Raw genomic sequence first — 18,048 nt, 5'->3', positions numbered from 1 at the left:
GAATGGCTCTGTGACGGACACGCAGGTCAACGAGGTGCGGCGGTTGATCGACGGATTGCGGTGGGACCGCCGCCGGGACCCTTACCGGGGACGCCGCGAGTACGCGGCTCGGGCCGACGAGGTGGCGGCGGAGATCGACCACCTGATCAGAGGCGAGGCGGCGGCTCAGGCGGTTCCCTTGGCGCGCCGGGCGGTGGAGCGAGTCACCTCGGCGTTGCTGTATCTGGACGACTCGTCGGGGATCGTGGGCGACCGATTGCGCGAGCTGATGCTCCTGTACGCCCGGGCGTGCACGGCGGCGCCGCCGGATGCCAAGCGGCTGGCTGCTTGGCTGGTGAGGACACGACTGGACGGGCCAGGCTGGCCGGACATCCGGCTGGCGGAGTTCAAGGCCGCGCTGGGGGAACGAGGCCTGAGCGAACTCGCCCGCCTCTTGAAGGAGCGTCGTGCCACCGATGATCCGGACTCATGGGCGGTGACTGTGGGCGTGCGGGACCTGCGGGAGCAACTGGCGGCGGTCTCGGGCGACGTGGACGCGCATGTCGCCGTGCTGGCCGAGGACCTGCGCGGCACCTACCGCTACACCGAGATCGTGAACGCATTCCGGGCGGCCGGACGGGACGGTGACGCGGAACGGTGGGCCCGCGAGGGGCTGACGCGTGACAGCGGAGGCCACCAGGCCGACGAGCTGCGGAACCGTCTGGTGGATCTCCTGTTGGACCACGGTCGCGGTGACGAGGCCATCGCATTGCGCCGGACCGCACTGGAGCACCGGACGCTGCACATCGACTACGTAGCGCTCCGCAAGACCGCCGAACGCGCCGGCCAGTGGCCCGACCTGCGCAACTCGGCGTTGAGCGTGATCCGCGGCCGGGCACAGGTCGACCACCGCTACGTCACGGAACTACTCAACGTCTTGATCGATGAGAACCTTCTGGACGAGGCATGGCACCTCGCGGTCGCGCATCCGAACGACCTGCACGAGTCGCAGTGGTTCCGGCTGATCGAGCTCTGGGAGATCGGGCACCCCGCCGACGTGATCGCGCCCTACCAGGACCTGATCGAGCTGCGGGTGGCGATGACCGGCGACAAGTACCGCTACAACAAGGCGGTCAAAACGATCACCCGACTCGGTGAGGCGTACCGGCGATCAGGTGACGAAGACGGTTTCGCCGGCTACCTGGCCGACCTCCGGAACCGCCACAAGCGCAAGACGTCGTTCGTAGCCAGGCTGGACCGGGCAGGGCTGCGTCCGTGACCAGCACTCTTGAGCAGGAACGGACGACCATGCCAGTTGGACATGTTAGCTAGCGTGGTCGTGAGCAAGAGCGGAGTCCGAGGCAGGTCGGGATGCAAGTGGTCCCCCGCCCCGGCTTCACATCGTTGGACTGGAGCGGGAAGGGTTGGCTGACCCTCCCCGCCGATTCTTCTCGACTATCGCGCGGTTGACCTGCTGCGGGTTCTGGCTAGGGCTTCGAGGGCGGTTTCGTCGGCGTCGGGGAGGGTGTGTAGGTAGCGCTCTGTGGTGGCGATGGAGGCGTGGCCGAGGCGTTCTTTGACTATCTGTAGGTCGGCGCCGCCGTTGAGGAGCCAGGAGGCGTGGGCGTGGCGTAGGTCGCGCATGGTCGGCCTGAAGTCGAGGCCGGCGGCGGCGATGGCTGGGTTCCAGATGTTGCGGCGGAACCAGTCGTTGGGGATGTGGCCGTCCGTCATGCGCGTGCGTAGGGGGCGCGGGTTGTCTTTGCCGTTGGCGCGGCGGGCGGCTCGGTAGAGGGAGAAGGCTCCACGGCAGTAGTCGCAGCGGCACTTGCCTGCGGTGTAGCCGCTGAGAGTGCCGTGGTTGTAGGTGCGGCCCTTTTGGTTGGGTTCGGTGCGGCCGAGGGTCTCCGGGTCTGGGATCTCGGTGATGCGGGCGCGGGGCTTGTCTTGAGGCGGCATGTGGAAGAAGAGGTCGTCTCGGGTGAGGCGTGCCGCCCTGATGTGCTCTTCGAGCTTCTCGGTCATCTGGGCGCTGAGCTTGAAGCGGCGGTACTCCTTGTCCTTCGGGTAGTCCTTGACGAGGAAGTGGCCGCCTTCCGGGTGGAACTTCGGGTTGAGCTCCACGACCGTGCGACTGACCGTGAGGATGCGCGTCTTGAGATTGAGGTCCTTGGGACGCAGCTCGCTGAGTTCGCCCCAGCGGAGGCCGCTCTCGATCTCGGTTTCGGCGAGGAGGCGGAAGGTGCCTTCGGGGAGGGCGTTGTAGACGTCGTCGAACTGCTCGGGGGTGACGATCTGGAGCGGCTTGCGCGCGATGGGAGGAGACTTCACCCCACGGCAGGGGTGCAGGTAGGTGACCTGGTCGTCCAGTGCCGTGGTGAAGATGGCACTGAGGATGATCTTGTTGCACTGGATGGTCACGGGCTTCATGCCCTGGTTCTTGAGCTTGGCGATCCAGGCTCGGACGTGCTCGGGGAGGATGTCGACCATCCGCATGCCGCCGAACTCCGGCATGAGGTGCTTGTAGATGGCGTAGGTGTAGCCCTCCCGGGTGCTCGCCTCCATCTCGTGGTTCGGGAGCCAGGTGTTCTCGACGTAGTCTCTGAATCGCTGCCTTCCGCGGGCAGGTTCTCCGGTTCTACCTTCCGATACCTTCACTTCGGCGAGTTGCCAGGCCTTGTCCGCTTCTTTCTTGCTCGCAAAGGTTCCAGCAGACCTTCGCTGGCCGCGAATGTCGTCGTAGTAGGCCGTGTAACGTGGCTTGCCGTCCTTACCCACTCTCTTGCGTGTCTGCCCCATGGGCTTCCCGCCTCCCAGGCTTGATCATCTGACCCTCATTTGACCCCGGACTGCGAGTGATGGCGTGACCCTGGAGATCACGCGCTGGCAGCCGAACAGGCCATCTACCTGGGATTTTATCGAGATCCAGCGTTTTCTGCGAGCCGCAGAAAACGTACAATATGCCCTTCGGGATGAAGAGGTCGTGGGTTCAAATCCGGCCGCCCCGGACGCGAAAAGTCAGATCAGAGATCGGTTCTCCAAGAAGGAGCCGACCTCAAAATCTTTTTGCCCGTCTTTCATCCACGGACGTTGCTTCCACTTACGAAGATTGAGCTGATTCCACTGCGTCTGGCGTGGCGGCCCGATGCGGTGGTCACGAGGGTGGCGTGGTGTGGCCAGGCGATGAGACGAGGCGAGCAGGCCCTGGTCGATGCTGTTCTTGGAGAAAGTCGAAGACGCGGAACGGCACGCTGTCAGGCCACTGTGACGGCCAAGAGCACCTGGATCACTCCTGCGGCTGTTCCGATTAGCGTCAGGGCGGTCATGAGCGTTTGCTTCCGCTCGATGGTCGGCTGTCCGGGCGCAGGTTCGCTGTAGTGGGGAGCCGACTCAGCACCGGGGCGAGGTGCTGGCGCGGTCACCTGCCGGGGGCTGCGGCGAAATCCCAGAATTCTTAGGAGAGCATCGGTCTTGTAGACCGCATGGGAGGGCTGGTGCGTACAAGCCATTAGACGCCCGCTCGCGGGATTCCTGCAGGGAAAGCCTCTGCTCGTCTCGACGCCACAAAGTGTTGGCACGGCACACAACTCATAGTAGGCCCATGTCAGTAGCGGCAGGATCCACAACTCTGGACGGCCGGACTTCCAAGCCAATATCGCGAGGACGATGACCGCGCCCCACCAAATCAAGATCGCGTTACGTCGCTTTTCGGCTTTGGTCAGGCGTCGCGCCATCGCTCTCCCCGTCCCGCCTTGTCGTTGTCCGACGGGGGTAGCGTAAGACTAAGCGCCTCATCCGTGTATGCATTTTGACACACTCGAGGATTATCCAGTTCTTCACCTCTCAACTTTCTTCTAATCCAGTTTCGCTCTGGCGGTGGAATCGCCTCGTAGGCGAATCCTTCGAAAGTTGCGCGCTGTCAGAAGATGCGATCTATCGCCTTGAGGACGGAATCCGCTCCGACTGAGGGGGCTCCCCCCGGGGATGAGCGCCTGCCCATCACCGACGAGACGTGCTCATCAACGACTGCCCCCCTCCTCGGTCACCCCCCGACCCCTGCCCGACGGGCGGGCAGGGGTCGGGTGCCACCAGCAACCGCCTCCGAGCAGCATGACCACTGCCGGCTGACGCCGAGCGTGGCGGATCTTCAACCGCTCGAAACCTTTGGTCCCGGAGAGCCTTTCGGTGGCGGCCGACCGGTCAACTCTCATACCCGAGACGGCGCAGGCGGTCGGCCATCATGCGCGCGTCCCGTTGGTGGTCGCTGACCGAGGTGAGCTTCGGACCGCTGTTCCGCATGTCCCAGTAGACGGCGATGACACTGCCCTGGCGGACCACGACGGCGTTCTCCGTCGACGTGACCGGCGGGTCGGCCTGGTGCCGGACGACCGTCGCGCGGGTGGCCTCGTCGCCGATCACCAGGCGTTCGAAGGACGCACCCTGCCCGTGGCACGTCCGCTCGTACTGGATGATGGCGGCCATCTTGCGTGCGGCGGCCCCCGGATCCGAGAACGCGATCAGCTGTTCGCCGCGGCTGGAGGAGGTGGCCTCGTCGCCGGGCTGCGGATTGCCGTTGTAGCTGACGTCCAGGACCTTGACCACGCCGTCCATGCCAGGAGCGCCCGTGTCCAACTGGCCGCGGCAGCCGGGGACGGGAACCGGGGCGGTGTCGTCGGCGGGCGCTATGGTCCATCGGTCGCGCAGGTTTCTGTAGTCGCCCTTGTCTGGATGCCGCTGCGCGGTCGTGCCGTAGATGAGGTCGCCGAGGCGCAGCGCGCGGGGATGGGCCGTCGCGGACGCGGTCGGGGAAGGCGGGGTGAGCGTCCTCTCGTCGCCGCCCGCGCCGTCGATCGCGAAGACGGGAACCGCGATCGCGGCGGCCGCCGCGATCGCCGCGGCCGCCAGCCGGTTCCTGCTGCGCCGTCGGGCGCGGCGCACGATCTCGCGCGGCTCGGGTGCGGTGACGTGTGCGGTGACCTCCCGGCGCAGCCGGTCGAAGGCGTTGTCGACGTCAGGCATGCGGGATCTCCTCCTTGTCGTCCAGAAGCTCGGAGAGGCGCTGCCGCCCGCGTGAGAGGCGCGCCTTGATCGTGCCTTCCGCCACGCCCTCGGACCGCGCTATCTCGGCCACCGGATGGCCGGCCATGTGATGAAGCACGAGCGCGCGCCGCTGCTCCGCCGGGATCCGCCGCAGCGCCGCGACCAGGGCGACCGACGCCTCGCTCGGCGGCGGCCCGTCCGGCGGTGGAGTGTGGCGGCGCAGCATCGCGACGGAATCGCGTGCCCTGCGCCACCGGCTCACTGCCAGGCGGTAGCCGACCCTCGCGACCCAGGCGCGCGGCTGGTCGTAGGACTGCAGTCGGCCCCACCGGGACCAGGCGCGGGTGAACGCCTCCTGCACGACGTCCTGCGCCTCGGCCATGCCGCCGGTGAAGGCGTACAGCTCGGCGACGAGCCCGGGATAGGTCGCGCGGTAGAACTCGGCGAAGGCCGTTTCGTCCGCCACGTGCTCCCCTCTCAGCCATCTTCGTTTTGAGATACACGCGGCCGGGCCTCGGCTGGTTGCAGGCAAGAACCGGGTAATCGTCTGGCACCGCCTCGGACGCGGCTCAGGCGGTCCCCTTGGCGCGCCGGGCGGTGAAGCCGGTCGCCTCGGCGTTGCCGCATTCGGAGGACTCGTGGGGACTTGTGGACGATCGGTCGCGCGAGCTGAAGGTCCTGTACGCCGCGGCGTGCACGGCGGCGCCGCCGGATGCCAGACGGTTGGCCGCTCGGCTGGTGAAGGCGGCTGGACGGCGCGTCCGCCGGGACAGAGGATGAGTCGGGTGGGCTGCCTTCGGGCTTGGTCCTCTGCGAAATGGCGGGTTACTTGAGGTGGTCGAGGAAGGCCAGCACTCGGTCGGTGACCTGCGTTGCGGCTTGTTCGTCGTGCGACTGGAGGCTGCTGTCGGTGAAGAGGTGCCTGTCGCCTGGGTAGAGGAACAGTTCGGCATTCGGCGTCGTCTTGACGAGCGACCGGGCTGCGTCCACGTCGCCCTCCCCCGCGAAGAACGGATCCGCGTCCATGCCGTGGACCTGGACTGGGACGTCGTCGGGCCAGGCGGCGCCGAACTCCGCGACCGGGAGGCATGCTTCCAGGAGCAGCGCGCCCTTCGCGCCGGGGCGGGTCTGGGCCAGCTTCTGCGCCGGCAGGACGCCGAGCGAGAGCCCGAGGTAGACGAGTTCAGCGGGCAGGCCCTCGGCGGCGGCGGTTCCGCGGGCGATGATCTTGCCGAACCCGACGCCCTCGACGTAGCCCATGCCGTTCTCGAGGCTGTCGAATACCTGGCCCTCGAACAGGTCCGGGACGTGGACGGTGTGCCCGGCCCGTCGCAGCTGCTCGCCGAACTCAAGGACGCCGACCGTCAGTCCTTGTCCGTGGTGGAAAACCAGCACCTCAGCCATGTCGCTCCCTCGTGCTTCGGTGCCCGGACGGCGCCGCAGCATGATTATGGCCTGCGTCAACAAGTCGATACGGGGACGGGTCGCAGGTCGGTTGAGCGGTTGAGCGGTTGCGGGTTCTGGCGAACGCTTCCAGGGCCGCTCTGTGGGTGGTGCGCGGCTGTGGCGATGGAGGCGTGGCCTACGCGTTCCTTCACCACTTGGAGGTCAGCGCCGCCGTTCAGGAGCCAGGAGGCGTGGGCGGGGTGTGGGTCGCGCTTGGTGGGCTGAAGTTGCGGTCGGCGGCGGCCAGGGCTGAGTGCCAGATCTCTTGCCCCCATCGCTTCCTCGGGAAGTGGCCCTCACGGTGGCGCTCTACGACATCCTCACCCACGACTTCGGCGACGAACGCGACCCCCGCAGCGCCCGGTTCTCGGCCGAACCTGTGCCGCTCCACCGGACGAGATGACCCTTGAAATGGTCGGGAGGTGGTTTACCTCCTACGGTGCCCTCCCCGGTTCAGGCGACCTAGCGAGATGGACTCTCAGGGCATCGGGAAGCCTGGCTCGCAATCGAAGTAGCCGTACATTCCCCGGAACTTCAGCTCGGTCAGGGCGGGCAGTTCGTCCACCCACTCGGGCAGGTCATCGAGGGGGTTGTCCAGGAGGTTCAGGTAGGTGAGGGCGGTGAGGGCGCTGAGCCGGTCCGGCAGTGCCGTCAGCCGGTTCGAACTCACCGTCAGGTGGGTGAGACCGGTGAGGTTCCCCAGCCATTCGGGCAACTCGGTGAGGTGGTTGCCTCCAAGGTCGAGGTGGGTCAGTGCGGTGAGGCCGGCCACCCATTCGGGGACCGCGGTCAACCGGCAGTCGCTGAGGTTCAGGTGGGTGAGGGCGGTGAGATCGCTCAGCCGGTCCGGCAGGACGGCCAGGCGGTTGAAACTCAAGCTCAGGCGTCTGAGAGCGGTGAGGTTCCCCAGTGTCTCCGGCAGTCGGGTCAGTTGGTTCTCGTGGAGGGACAGGTGGGTGAGAGCGGTGAGGTCGCCCAGGTTCTCCGGAAGGGCCGTCAACCGATTCCGACCGAGGTGCAACTGGTTGAGGCTGGTGAGGTTGTTCAACGTCTCCGGGAGGGTGCTCAAGCTGTTGCCGGTGAGGTCCAGATGGCGGAGAGCGGTGAGGTAGCCGAGCCACTCCGGTAGCGAGGTCAGCCTGTTGGACGCGAGGTTCAGGCGCCTGACGGACGTCAGATCGCCCAATGGCCCCGCGACGGTCTCCAAGCCGAGTCCGGTCAGGTCCAATACGGCCGGGTGGCGCTCGACGGCTTCCTGGACGCGTTGATGCACTCCGTGGAAATCCTGATACGGCACTCCTGCCCCCTCCGTGCGCGGTCGTCGGTTGAGCGGACGTGGCCAGTGGGGTCATCCACCCGTTCTCTGCCGCCGACCGTAGACCGAGTTGCGCGGCATTGTCGTCTGCGGCGGCCCGGGCCGTAGGGTGCCGGGCGTGGACTGGGTCGAACGGGTCACGCGCGTCCGGCGGTGGTCGCGGGGTGGAGAGCGGGCGCCGCACAAGCCTCTGCTCTTGCTTTATGCGCTGGGGCACTTCCAACGGTGCGGTGACGGCCCGATTCTCTACAGCGAGCTTGAGGAGCATCTTGCCGGTCTGCTGCGGGAGTTCGGTCCGCCTCGGGCCACCAGTCCCGCTTACCCGTTCCACCATCTGACCAGCGACGGTCTGTGGGAGGTGGAGACCGCCGGTGGAGGAGCCAGTCCGGGCCCTCGGGTCGGTGCCCTGCGCGCTCAGGCCGCGCGGGGCCGGCTGACCGGTGAGCTGGCGGCCGATCTGCGCCGTGATCCTCGACTGCTGCCGCAGCTGTGCCGCGCGATCCTGGACGTCAATTTCGAGCCCTCGCTCCACGAGGACATCTGCGCGGCCGCCGGGATCGACCTGGAGACGATCGAGGCCGCGGTGCCGCGGCGCCGCGACCGGGCCTTCCGCGAGCAGGTCATGGTCGCCTACGAGTACAAGTGCGCGTTCTGCGGCTATGACGGGTGGCTGAACGGGACCGCGGTCGGGTTGGACGCCGCGCATGTCCGGTGGTGGGCGTTCGACGGGCCAGACGACATCAGCAATGGCATCTGCCTGTGCGCGCTGCACCACAAGCTCTTCGACAAGGGCGCTCTCGGCATCGCGGACGACCGGCGGGTGACCGTGTCGGCGCACTTCGTCGGACGCGGGCCGGCCGCGCGCGACCAGGTCCACGCCCTGGTCGGACGTCCGATCACCGCGCCGCAGAACGCCTTCCCCGACGTGGACGAGCAGCACATCGCCTGGCACGGCCGTGAGGTGTTCCGTTCACCCGCCCGGGCGGCATGAGACCGGTTCCGACGCCGGGGAGCCCACCACGGACTTTGCATGGGCGGCTGCATGTCCGGGTCTAGTACGGGTAAAGCGACTCCGACCGATAAGCAGCTGAAAGGGCGGAGTTCATGGTTATTGTCGCGATCGTAGGGGTTTGTGCGGTTCTGCTGGTTCTGGCGTTCCTGCTGCCGAGGCTCTCCCGGCATCCGCAGCGAGGCACCCAACGCGCGCTGGGCGTGGGATCACGTGCTGGCTCTTCGGCCCCTGGCGGCCTCGGGCGGCTGCTGAGCAAGCCGTTCCGCAGTTCCTCGCGCGCCGTGGGACGCAGCGGCGAGGCCGGACGGCGCGCCCGCAGCCGCTCCCCGTTCTAATCCCGAGCCCATAGAGCCATGACGTCCTTCGCCGCCCGCCCTGCCCCAGGCGGGCGGCGACGCTTTGCTGGGAGGGCGCGGTTACTTCGGGGACTGGAGGCGGCCGGGCCAAGTGTTGTAGTGGTACTTGCCCAGGGTGGCCTCGCTCAGGGGGACGAGGCTGTGCTCCTCCAGGGGAGCGCCGAAGTAGTGGGCGTTCGGGTCGGTGACGACTTCGCGGGGGTCGTTCCACGCGGTCAGGGCCTCGCGGAAGAAGTCGTCCATACGGTAGCGGTCGGGGCCGGCGATCTCGACGCGGCCGTTCACGGGGGAGCCGGTCGCGACGCGGGCGACCTGTTCGGCGACGTCGTCGCCTGCCATGGGCTGGTAGAAGACCGGGGCCATGCGGACCTTGCCGTCGGCGGTGGCCTCGTCGGCGATGGCCCTGGTGAACTCGAAGAACTGCGTCGCATGGACGATCGAGTACGGGATCGGCGACTTCTCGATCAGGGTCTCCTGGGCGATCTTCGCGGTGAAGTAGCCGCGTGCCGGCGGGCGCTCCGCGCCCACGATCGACAGGGCGACGTGGTGGCCGACGCCCGCCTTCTCCTCGGCGGCGAGCAGGTTGCCGGTCGAGGTCTCGAAGAAGTTCAGGACGGCCTCGTCCTCGAAGGACGGGGAGTTCGACACGTCGACCACGACCGAGGCGCCGGTGAGGACGTCCGCGAGGCCCTCGCCGGTGAGGGTGTTGACGCCGGTGTTCGGCGCGGCGGGGACGGCCTCGTGGCCCTGCGCGGTCAGGTTCGCGATCAGCTTCGACCCGATCAGGCCGGTGCCGCCGATGACGACGATCTTCATGAGGGAGCCCTTCTCGTTGAGCGGCCGCACGGTCAGGCGGCCGGGGCGTGCAGTACGTATCCGCTTTTCGCCTTCACCTCTACTGTCACCGGACGAGCCCCGGAGGGAACCAGGGTGTGACCCTGGCCTGGTCACTGGGGGATCCCCGGGAACGGCGAAACGGCGCCCCAGGGGATCGGAACGTCCTCGCACTCCCGTAATGCGGCCCGACCAGGTATTACAGATAGGGACGAACCGATCGGGTGGGTGCCGGTGCTACGAGGTCGACGCGGGGAGTGCGCGGAGCTGGACGCGCTCCTGAACGGGGTCCGCGGTGGTGAGAGCCGGGCACTGGTGCTCCACGGCGAACCCGGGATCGGGAAGACGGCCCTGCTGGAGTACCTGTCCGAGCGGGCGCCCGGGATGCGGACGGTGCGGGTCACGGGTGTGCCGTCCGAGACGGAGCTGGCCTTCGCGGGCCTGCACCGGCTCTGCACCCCGCTTTCCGACGGGCTCGCGGCGCTCCCCGCTCCCCAGCAGGAGGCGTTGCACGCCGCGCTCGGGCTGAGCTCCGGGCGCGCACCCGACCGCTTTCTGGTCGGCCTGGCCATCCTGGGCCTTCTCGCCGAGGCCGCCCATAAGCGTCCCCTCCTGTGCCTGGTGGACGACGTCCAGTGGCTCGACCGGGCCTCCGTGCAGGCGCTGGCGTTCGCGGCGCGGAGGCTGCGCACGGAGTCGGTCGGGGTGGTCTTCGCGGCGAGGCAGGTGGAAGACGATCTCGCCGGGCTGCCCGAGATGGCGGTCACGGGCCTGCCGCACGAGGACGCGCGGGAACTGGTCCGCACCTCCATGCCGGGCACGATGGACGAGCAGGTGCTCGACCGGTTCGTGGCCGAGACGCGGGGCAATCCGCTGGCCCTTCTGGAGCTGCCCAAGGAAGCGAACCTGAAGTACCTCGCGGGCGGTTACGGCGTGCCGGACATCCAGGCGCTCGCAAGCCTCCTCGAAGTCTCCTACCAGCGGCGGTTGGAGGAACTGCCGGAGCCGACGCGGCGGCTGCTGCTGGTCGCGGCGGCGGAGCCGGGCGGGCGGCCGGTCCTGCTGTGGCGGGCCGCCGACCGGCTCGGGATCGGGCTCGAGGCGGCGTCGCCGGCCGTCGAGGCGCAGCTCGTCGAGATCGACGACCGGGTGCGGTTCCGGCATCCGCTGGTGCGCTCCGCCGTGTACTGGGCGGCGTCGCCGGAGGACCGGCGCGCCACGCATCGCGTGCTGGCCGAGGTCACCGATCCGGAGCACGAGCCCGAGCGCCGCGTGTGGCATGCGGCGCAGGGTGCGGAGGCGCCGGACGAGGAGGTCGCGGCGGAGCTGGAGCGTTCCGCCGGCCGGGCGCAGGCGCGCGGTGGGCTGGCCGCGGCGGCGGCGTTCCTCGCGCGGGCGGTGGAGCTGACCCCCGACCACGTCCGGCGGCAGCAGCGCGCGCTGGCCGCCGCGCGGGTGACGCACCAGGCAGGGTCTCCGGAGACGGCGCTCAGGCTCCTGTCGGTCGCGGAGGCCGTACCCCTCGATCAGGCCCGGCGCGGCCAGGTCGAGCTGCTGCGGGCGCAGATCGCCTTCACGACGGACCGGGGCCGTGAGGCTCCGCGGATGCTGCTCGACGCGGCCCGGCGGCTGGCTCCGCAGGACCCCGCGACGGCGCGCGAGACGTACCTGGAGGCGATCAACGCGGCGCTGTTCGCCGGGCCGTCGGCGGACGGGGCCGCCGGAGAGGTCGAGGCGGCGGCCGCGCGGTCCGCTCCGCCGCCGCCCGAGCCGCCGCGGCCGGCCGATCTCCTGCTGGACGGCATGGCGCTGCGGATCACCGAGGGCCTCGCCGCCGGGGCGCCGGTCCTGGAGGCGGCGATGCGGATCTTCCGCGGCCCGGACCTGTCGGAGGAGGACGGGCTGCGCTGGCTCTGGCCGGCGGGGATCATGGCCGCGGCGCTGTGGGATCTGGAGACGTGGGACGTCCTCGCCTCCCGGCACGTCCGGCTCGCCAGGGAGTCCGGGCAGACCACGGCGCTGCCTCTCGCGCTGACCCAGCGGGTCGCCGTGGACGTGTTCGCGGGTGATTTGGCCGCCGCCGAGGGGCTGGTCGAGGAGGTCGCGGCGCTCTCCGAGGCGATCGGGAGCCCCGCGCCGCCGTACGGCGCGCTGCTGGTGTCGGCCTGGCGGGGCCGCGAGGCCGAGGGCGCGGCGCTGCGGCGGGCCGTCGCGGCGGATGCGGCGCGCCGGGGAGAGGGGAACGGGCTCACGGTCGGCGCGTGGGCCGAGGCCCTGCTGGCCAACAGCCTCGGCCGGTACGAGGAGGCGCTGGCCGCCGTCCCCGTGGCCGGGGAGGACCGCCCGGCGGACGTGGGAAGCGCACCCTGGGCGCTGGTGGAGTACATCGAGGCGGCGGCCGGGAGCGGTGAGCCCGACCGCGGCGCCGCGGCCCTCCGGCGGCTCACCGAGGTGACGGTCCCGGCCGGGACGGACTGGGCGCTGGGCGTCCATGCGCGCTCGCGTGCCCTCCTCAGCACCGGCACGGCGGCGGAGGACCGGCACCGCGAGGCGATCGACCTGCTCGGACGGACGGGTGTGCGCGGCGAACTGGCCCGCGCCCACCTCCTGTACGGCGAGTGGCTGCGCCGCGAAGGCCGCAAGGGGGACGCGCGCGAGCAGCTCAGGATCGCCCATGAGTCGTTCACCGTGATGGGGATGGACGCCTTCGCCAAGCGGGCGGCCCACGAGCTGCTGGCCACGGGTGAGAACGTCCGCAAACGGCCCGGCGAGGCGGCGAGCGAGCTCACGCCGCAGGAGGCGCAGATCGTCCGGCTCGTCCGGGAGGGCCTGACGAATCCGGAGATCGGGGCCCGGCTGTTCATCAGCCCGCGCACCGTGGAATGGCACCTGCGCAAGACGTTCGGCAAGCTCGGGATCACCTCGCGCAAGCAGCTCCAGCGCGGCGGCGCCCCCGCGAGCCTTCTGGTCGAGGGTGAGCGCTGACCGGCACCCCCGCGAGGTCATGGGACGTGCAGCGATCGTCCAAGAACGCGCCGGTCGCGACTAGGGCGCGAGGGGGGCGGCATGACTGCGGGTAGGTCTGTCGGCTTTCTGGGGGTCCTGTGGCTTCGGCTGCGCCGCTCGGCTCTGCGATGGCCCGCATCGGGGCGTTCTGCGCGCGCCGCCCGGTCTGGGTGCTCGTGGCCTGGCTCGTGCTGCTGGTCGCGGCGCTGGGCGGGCAGAGGGCCGTCAACGCCACCTACGACGACGAGGTCAGCCTGCCGGAGACGCCGTCGGCCATCGGGGCGGACCTGCTCAGGACCACCGATCCCGCGGCCGCGTGGCCGACCGGCAAGGTCGTGTTCCATGTCGGCTCCGGCACGATCGCCGACCGCGGGCGGGCGCTCGGGCAGACCATCGCCGCCCTGAAGACGCTGCCCCACGTCATCACCGCGTCCGGCCTGGTGACCAGCGCGGACGGCCGCACGGCCTACACGGTCGTGTCCTTCGACGCGGACCTGATGACCCTCGGCTACCCCTACACCCGCCGGCTCGACCAGGCCACCGAGCCCGCTCGCGCGGACGGCGTCGGGGTCGCGTACGGCGGGGGCCTGGACCAGGTCGTCCGCCCGCCTCCCGTCCAGCCCTTCGGCGAGGTGGTCGCGCTCGGCGCCGCCCTGCTGGTCCTGCTGTTCGCGTTCGGCAGCGTCCTGGCCGCGCTGCTGCCGATCGGGACCGCGCTGGTCGGGGTCGGGACGGGCATCGGCGTCCTGGGCATGATCGCGGGCGTGCTGACGTTCGGTACCTCGGCGACCGGGCTGGCGATCATGATCGGGCTGGGCGTCGGGGTCGACTACGCGCTCTTCCTGATCACGCGGTTCCGGCAGGACCTGATGGACGGCGGGCGCCCCCGGGAGGCGGCCGTGCGGGCCACCGCGACCGCCGGGCACGCGGTGCTGATCGCCGCGATCACCGTGGCGGTGGCCCTGCTCAGCCTGTACGCGGGCGGGCTGGCCTTCGTCGGCAAGCTCGGCTTCGCCGGGGCCGTCGGGGTCGCCGTCGCGTCCGCCGCGGCCCTGACGCTGACGCCGGCCGCGCTGGCACTGCTCGGGCACCGCATCGACCGGTTCCGCGTGCGCCGTCCCGTCGCCGAGTCGTCGGGCAAGCGGGACCGCTGGCTCCGCTACGCCCGGCTGGTCTCGCGGCGGCCGTGGCCCTTCCTGATCGCGGGGGCCGGGCTGCTGGCGCTGATGTCGGTGCCGCTCTTCTGGATGCGGCTGGGGCACGTCGACGAGGGGGCCGATCCCGTCGGCAGCACGACCCGCACGGCCTACGACTGGATCGCGGGCGCGAGCGGGCCGGGGTTCGGGCCCGGCGCCAACGGCACCTTCTCCCTCGTGGTCGACGGGCGCCGCGCGACCACGTCCGCCGACCAGATCACCGGTGGCCTCGACCGCGAGCTCCGGGACACGCCGGGGATCGCCTCCTTCACCCCGCCCGCACCGGGCCTGGAGAAGAAGATCCTCGTCACCACGGTCACGCCGGCCACCGGTCCGCAGACGGCGGCGACCGGCGAGCTGTTCGCCGCGCTGACCGAGCGCACGCTGCCGGACGCCCTCGCCGGCACGGGGGCCAAGGGGTACGTCACCGGCGCCGTCGCGGGCGGGTTCGACTTCCGCGACACCGTCGAGGCGCGGCTGCCGATCATCATCGGGATCGTGCTGGTCGCGGCGTTCCTGCTGCTGATGGTCGTGTTCCGGAGCCTGCTGGTGCCGCTCAAGGCCGTCGTCCTCAACCTGCTCACGACCGCGGCGTCCTACGGCGCGCTGGTCGCGGCGTTCCAGTGGGGCTGGGGGGACGGGCTGCTCGGCCTGCCCGGCCCGGTGCCGATCGAGTCCTACGTCCCGATGATGATGTTCGCGATCGTCTTCGGGCTGTCCATGGACTACGAGATCTTCCTGCTCTCCCGGATCGCGGAGGCGTGGCGGGCCTCCCGCGACAACACCGAGTCCGTCGGCACCGGCCTCGCCATCACCGGACGCGTCATCTCCAGCGCCGCGCTGATCATGACGCTGGTGTTCCTGGGCTTCACCGTGACGCCCACCGTGGCCATCAAGATGCTCGCCGTGGGGCTCGCGTTCAGCGTCATCCTGGACGCGACGGTCGTGCGGCTCGTGCTCGTCCCGTCGCTGATGGTGCTGGTGGGCGAGGCCAACTGGTGGCTCCCCCGCCGCCTGGCGCGGATCCTGCCGAACCTGGGCGCGTGACCCGGCCCGAGGGGCCGCCCGCCGCGGCGCCCGCGAAGGCCGGTGATTTCGCCGATGCCCGCGGGGGCGGAGGCGATCAGACTCCGGGCGTTGGCTCGTCCCACCCCTGGAGGTTCCATGAGAAGGCTTCTCGGCTCCCTCGCCGCGTTGATCGCGGCGCTGGCGGCGTTCGGAGTCGGTCTCGCGCCGGCGCAGGCCGCCGGGCCGCGGCCGGTCGTGTTCGTGCACGGGTACACCGGCAGCGCGTCCAACTGGATCACCGCCATGTCGGTGTTCCGCGCCGCGGGCTACAGCAGCGACCAGCTGTTCGCGTACGAGTACAACTCCTACGGGGACAACAAGCAGAACGCGGCGGGGCTCGCGTCGTACGTGAGCCAGGTGAAGTCGCGGACCGGCGCGTCCCAGGTCGACATCGTCAACCACTCCATGGGCGGCCTCGTCAGCCAGTACTACCTGAAGGTGCTGAACGGGAACCCGAACGTGGCGCACCTGGCGTCGATCGCGGGCGCCAACCACGGGACGACCTACGCGAGCGCCTGCACGATCTTCGAGACGTGCCGGCAGATGCTCCCCGGGTCGACGTTCATCCAGCAGATCAGCGCGGGGGACGAGACGCCCGGCAGCACGCAGTACGCCACCTGGTACTCGCCCTGCGACGGCATCATCATCCCCTACACCAGCACCCGCCTGGACGGCGCGAACAACCACTACGTGCCCTGCCAGACCCACCTCGGCTACCTGACCGACGCGGTGGTGCTCGGCGCCATCGCGCAGTTCACGAAGAGCTGAGTCCAGGAAACGACAGAACGGGCGGGAGGGGCGACCTCCCGCCCGTTCCGTTTAGCGTCGTGGAGGCGGGTGCAGAAATCCCGGGTGGAGGGCCGGAGTCGAGGGAGAGGCAGTCCTGTGGAAGAGCGTCCGTGGAAGCTCGTGGGCGCCGGACTGGTCTGCCTGGGATTGGTCGCCTGCCACGGCCCGGCCGTCGCGGGGAGCAAGCCGTCCGCGAAGGGCGGTTCAGGGCTCCGCGGAAAGGTCATCGTGCTCGATCCCGGGCACAACGGCGGGAACGCCGCCCATCCCGAAGTGATCAACAAGAAGGTCTGGGTGGGGAACGGCTACAAGGCCTGCAACACGACCGGCACCGCCACCGCGAACGGCTACGCCGAGCACGCCTTCACATGGGACGTGTCGAACCGGCTGGCGAAGGTGCTGCGGGCCAAGGGCGCCGAGGTGAGGTTGACGCGCGACAGCGACACCGGGGTCGGGCCCTGCGTCACCGAGCGGGCGGCGATCGGGAACCGCGCGCACGCCGACGCGGCGCTGTCGATCCACGGCGACGGGGTCCCGGCGGGCAAGCACGGGTTCCACGTCATCCTGCCGCTGCCCGTGGGCGGGAACAAAGGGATCGTGGCCCCGTCCGCCCGGCTGGGGAAGGCGGTCCGCGACGCCTACCGGTCCGGGACGGACGTGCCCTACGCCAACTATGTCGGGAAGAACGGACTCGACCGGCGGGACGACCTCGGCGGGCTGAACATGTCCACCGTCCCGGTCGTGTTCATCGAATGCGGGAACATGCAAGACCCGGGTGACGCCGGGAAGATGTCGAATGCCGCGTTCAGGCAGCGGATGGCCGAGTCGCTGGCGAAGGGCTTCGAGCACTATCTGCGGTGAGTTTGCCTTTTACGGGGATTCACCGGGACGCATCCGGCTAGGTCCGTCTCATAGAGCACACCGGACGAACGGACGGATCGCCATGAGCCGTAGGCGTGGACGGAGCGAGTCGCCGCCCAACTGGGAACTCCTGCTGGGGCTTGTCGCGACCGGCTTCATCATCTACGTGTGGGTGTGGGCGGCGACGCAGGGCGGCCCGCCCTGGTCCTGGTAGGCACACCGCCCCGCATGTCCCGCCCTATCGGGCCAGGAGCGCCCTGAGGTGCTTCGCCACCTCCGCGGGCGCCTCCTCCGCCATGAAGTGGCCGCAGGTGACGGTCTCGTGCCGGAGGTCGGCCGCCCAGGCGCCCCACAGCGCGACGGCGTCGTACCCGAGGGCCGCGCCCCAGTCCTGCTGCAGGACGGTGACCGGCATCCGCAGACGGTTGCCGGCGTCGCGGTCGGCCTGGTCGTGGTCGACGTCGACGCCCGCGGACGCGCGGTAGTCCGCGACGATCGAGGGGATCGCGGCGCGGCAGGCGTCCAGGTACGCGGCGCGGACGTCGGGCGGTATCGCGGCCGGGTCGTTCGTCCACACGTCGAGGAAGTGGCCGAAGAACGCGTCCGAGGCCCCCGCGATCAGCTGCTCGGGCAGGCCGGGCGGCTGCGCCATCAGGTACAGGTGGAAGCCCACGGCGGCCGAGGCGCCGTGCATGACGTCCCACATGTCCAGGGTCGGCAGGACGTCCAGGCAGGCCAGGTGGGTGATCGTGTCGGGATGGTCGAGGCCGGCGCGGAAGGCGACGAGCGCGCCGCGGTCATGGCCGGCGAGGGCGAAGCGGTCGTGGCCGAGGGCGCGGGCGAGGGCGACGATGTCGGCGGCCATGGTCCGCTTGGAGTAGCCGTCGGACGGTTTGTCGCTCTCGCCGTACCCGCGCAGGTCGGGGACGATGACCGTGTGGTCGGCGGCGAGGTCGCGGGCGACGTGCCGCCACATCAGGTGGGTCTGCGGGAAGCCGTGCAGCAGCACGATCGGGGAGCCCGATCCGCCGACCGCCGCGTTGAGGGACACGCCCTCGGCGACGGGGACGCGCTGGTAGTCGAAATCGCTGATCGTTGGCATGCCGTCCAGGCTGCCGGGCGCGGATGAGCATCCGATGAGCGCTA

The 18,048-nt window shown here is 70.0% G+C and carries 15 protein-coding genes; 8 read left to right on the top strand and 7 right to left on the bottom strand.

The window, feature by feature from the left end:
* Window positions 1-121 precede the first annotated feature (121 nt).
* Window positions 122-1,258, top strand: a complete 1,137-nt coding sequence (locus AB0C21_RS10440) for a DUF6880 family protein (RefSeq protein ID WP_364424240.1) — start codon at window positions 122-124, stop codon at window positions 1,256-1,258.
* A gap of 176 nt (window positions 1,259-1,434) precedes the next feature.
* Here AB0C21_RS10440 and AB0C21_RS10435 read toward each other — a convergent pair whose 3' ends face one another.
* From AB0C21_RS10435 to AB0C21_RS10415, 5 genes are all read right to left on the bottom strand, one after another.
* Window positions 1,435-2,778 (bottom strand): tyrosine-type recombinase/integrase, encoded by a 1,344-nt coding sequence (locus AB0C21_RS10435; RefSeq protein WP_500203723.1) that lies wholly within the window; start codon window positions 2,776-2,778, stop codon window positions 1,435-1,437.
* A 1,401-nt stretch (window positions 2,779-4,179) separates the two neighbouring features.
* Window positions 4,180-4,998 carry a hypothetical protein gene (locus tag AB0C21_RS10430; RefSeq protein WP_500203721.1) on the bottom strand — a complete coding sequence of 273 codons (819 nt, stop codon included), beginning with the start codon at window positions 4,996-4,998 and terminating at the stop codon, window positions 4,180-4,182.
* The gene (locus AB0C21_RS10425; RefSeq protein ID WP_500203720.1) at window positions 4,991-5,485 is read right to left on the bottom strand and encodes an RNA polymerase sigma factor; all 495 of its coding nucleotides are present in this window, start codon (window positions 5,483-5,485) and stop codon (window positions 4,991-4,993) included. The genes AB0C21_RS10430 and AB0C21_RS10425 overlap by 8 nt, the downstream gene beginning before the upstream one ends.
* A 359-nt stretch (window positions 5,486-5,844) precedes the next feature.
* Complete coding sequence (locus AB0C21_RS10420; protein WP_500203719.1) at window positions 5,845-6,423, bottom strand: dienelactone hydrolase family protein; 579 nt, start codon at window positions 6,421-6,423, stop codon at window positions 5,845-5,847.
* A gap of 520 nt (window positions 6,424-6,943) precedes the next feature.
* The gene (locus AB0C21_RS10415) at window positions 6,944-7,738 is read right to left on the bottom strand and encodes a leucine-rich repeat domain-containing protein (protein ID WP_500203718.1); all 795 of its coding nucleotides are present in this window, start codon (window positions 7,736-7,738) and stop codon (window positions 6,944-6,946) included.
* Between the two features lie 160 nt (window positions 7,739-7,898).
* Here AB0C21_RS10415 and AB0C21_RS10410 point away from each other — a divergent pair, with 160 nt between their 5' ends.
* The gene (locus tag AB0C21_RS10410; RefSeq protein WP_500203717.1) at window positions 7,899-8,771 is read left to right on the top strand and encodes a phosphorothioated DNA-binding restriction endonuclease; all 873 of its coding nucleotides are present in this window, start codon (window positions 7,899-7,901) and stop codon (window positions 8,769-8,771) included.
* A 113-nt stretch (window positions 8,772-8,884) separates the two neighbouring features.
* Window positions 8,885-9,127: a DUF6411 family protein gene (locus AB0C21_RS10405; protein WP_149262908.1), complete on the top strand. Its 243-nt coding sequence runs from the start codon at window positions 8,885-8,887 to the stop codon at window positions 9,125-9,127.
* A gap of 81 nt (window positions 9,128-9,208) precedes the next feature.
* Here AB0C21_RS10405 and AB0C21_RS10400 read toward each other — a convergent pair whose 3' ends face one another.
* Entirely contained in the window at window positions 9,209-9,964 is a 756-nt protein-coding gene (locus AB0C21_RS10400) for an SDR family oxidoreductase (protein ID WP_500203716.1), read from the bottom strand.
* A 252-nt stretch (window positions 9,965-10,216) separates the two neighbouring features.
* Here AB0C21_RS10400 and AB0C21_RS10395 point away from each other — a divergent pair, with 252 nt between their 5' ends.
* The 5 genes from AB0C21_RS10395 to AB0C21_RS10375 all read left to right on the top strand — a co-directional run bounded on the left by AB0C21_RS10395 (window position 10,217) and on the right by AB0C21_RS10375 (window position 17,116).
* Entirely contained in the window at window positions 10,217-12,967 is a 2,751-nt protein-coding gene (locus AB0C21_RS10395) for an ATP-binding protein (RefSeq protein ID WP_500203715.1), read from the top strand.
* Between the two features lie 119 nt (window positions 12,968-13,086).
* Window positions 13,087-15,231, top strand: a complete 2,145-nt coding sequence (locus tag AB0C21_RS10390; protein ID WP_500203714.1) for an MMPL family transporter — start codon at window positions 13,087-13,089, stop codon at window positions 15,229-15,231.
* 117 nt (window positions 15,232-15,348) lie between these two features.
* Complete coding sequence (locus AB0C21_RS10385; protein ID WP_149262905.1) at window positions 15,349-16,020, top strand: esterase/lipase family protein; 672 nt, start codon at window positions 15,349-15,351, stop codon at window positions 16,018-16,020.
* 117 nt (window positions 16,021-16,137) lie between these two features.
* Window positions 16,138-16,902 (top strand): N-acetylmuramoyl-L-alanine amidase, encoded by a 765-nt coding sequence (locus tag AB0C21_RS10380; protein ID WP_500203712.1) that lies wholly within the window; start codon window positions 16,138-16,140, stop codon window positions 16,900-16,902.
* Window positions 16,903-16,984: 82 nt separating this feature from the next.
* Window positions 16,985-17,116, top strand: a complete 132-nt coding sequence (locus tag AB0C21_RS10375; protein WP_268843290.1) for a hypothetical protein — start codon at window positions 16,985-16,987, stop codon at window positions 17,114-17,116.
* 24 nt (window positions 17,117-17,140) lie between these two features.
* On the opposite strand, the gene AB0C21_RS10370 is transcribed toward AB0C21_RS10375, so the two are convergent.
* Window positions 17,141-18,004, bottom strand: coding sequence for an alpha/beta fold hydrolase (locus AB0C21_RS10370; protein WP_500203711.1), 864 nt, complete (start codon window positions 18,002-18,004; stop codon window positions 17,141-17,143).
* Window positions 18,005-18,048 lie beyond the last annotated feature (44 nt).

Origin of the sequence: Spirillospora sp. NPDC049024 (genome assembly GCF_040649235.1) — a bacterium.
Taxonomy (GTDB): Bacteria; Actinomycetota; Actinomycetes; order Streptosporangiales; family Streptosporangiaceae; genus Spirillospora.
Note: the sequence above shows the minus strand (reverse complement) of the source record. Positions and strands in the feature narration are given on the sequence as shown.

What these genes read in the sequence shown, in the direction of transcription:
- AB0C21_RS10435 (WP_500203723.1), bottom strand. Translation starts at nt 2,778, where the DNA reads ATGGGGCAGACACGCAAGAGAGTGGGTAAGGACGGCAAGCCACGTTAC.
- AB0C21_RS10430 (WP_500203721.1), bottom strand. Translation starts at nt 4,998, where the DNA reads ATGCCTGACGTCGACAACGCCTTCGACCGGCTGCGCCGGGAGGTCACC.
- AB0C21_RS10420 (WP_500203719.1), bottom strand. Translation starts at nt 6,423, where the DNA reads ATGGCTGAGGTGCTGGTTTTCCACCACGGACAAGGACTGACGGTCGGC.
- AB0C21_RS10405 (WP_149262908.1), top strand. Translation starts at nt 8,885, where the DNA reads ATGGTTATTGTCGCGATCGTAGGGGTTTGTGCGGTTCTGCTGGTTCTG.
- AB0C21_RS10400 (WP_500203716.1), bottom strand. Translation starts at nt 9,964, where the DNA reads ATGAAGATCGTCGTCATCGGCGGCACCGGCCTGATCGGGTCGAAGCTG.
- AB0C21_RS10385 (WP_149262905.1), top strand. Translation starts at nt 15,349, where the DNA reads ATGAGAAGGCTTCTCGGCTCCCTCGCCGCGTTGATCGCGGCGCTGGCG.
- AB0C21_RS10375 (WP_268843290.1), top strand. Translation starts at nt 16,985, where the DNA reads ATGAGCCGTAGGCGTGGACGGAGCGAGTCGCCGCCCAACTGGGAACTC.
- AB0C21_RS10370 (WP_500203711.1), bottom strand. Translation starts at nt 18,004, where the DNA reads ATGCCAACGATCAGCGATTTCGACTACCAGCGCGTCCCCGTCGCCGAG.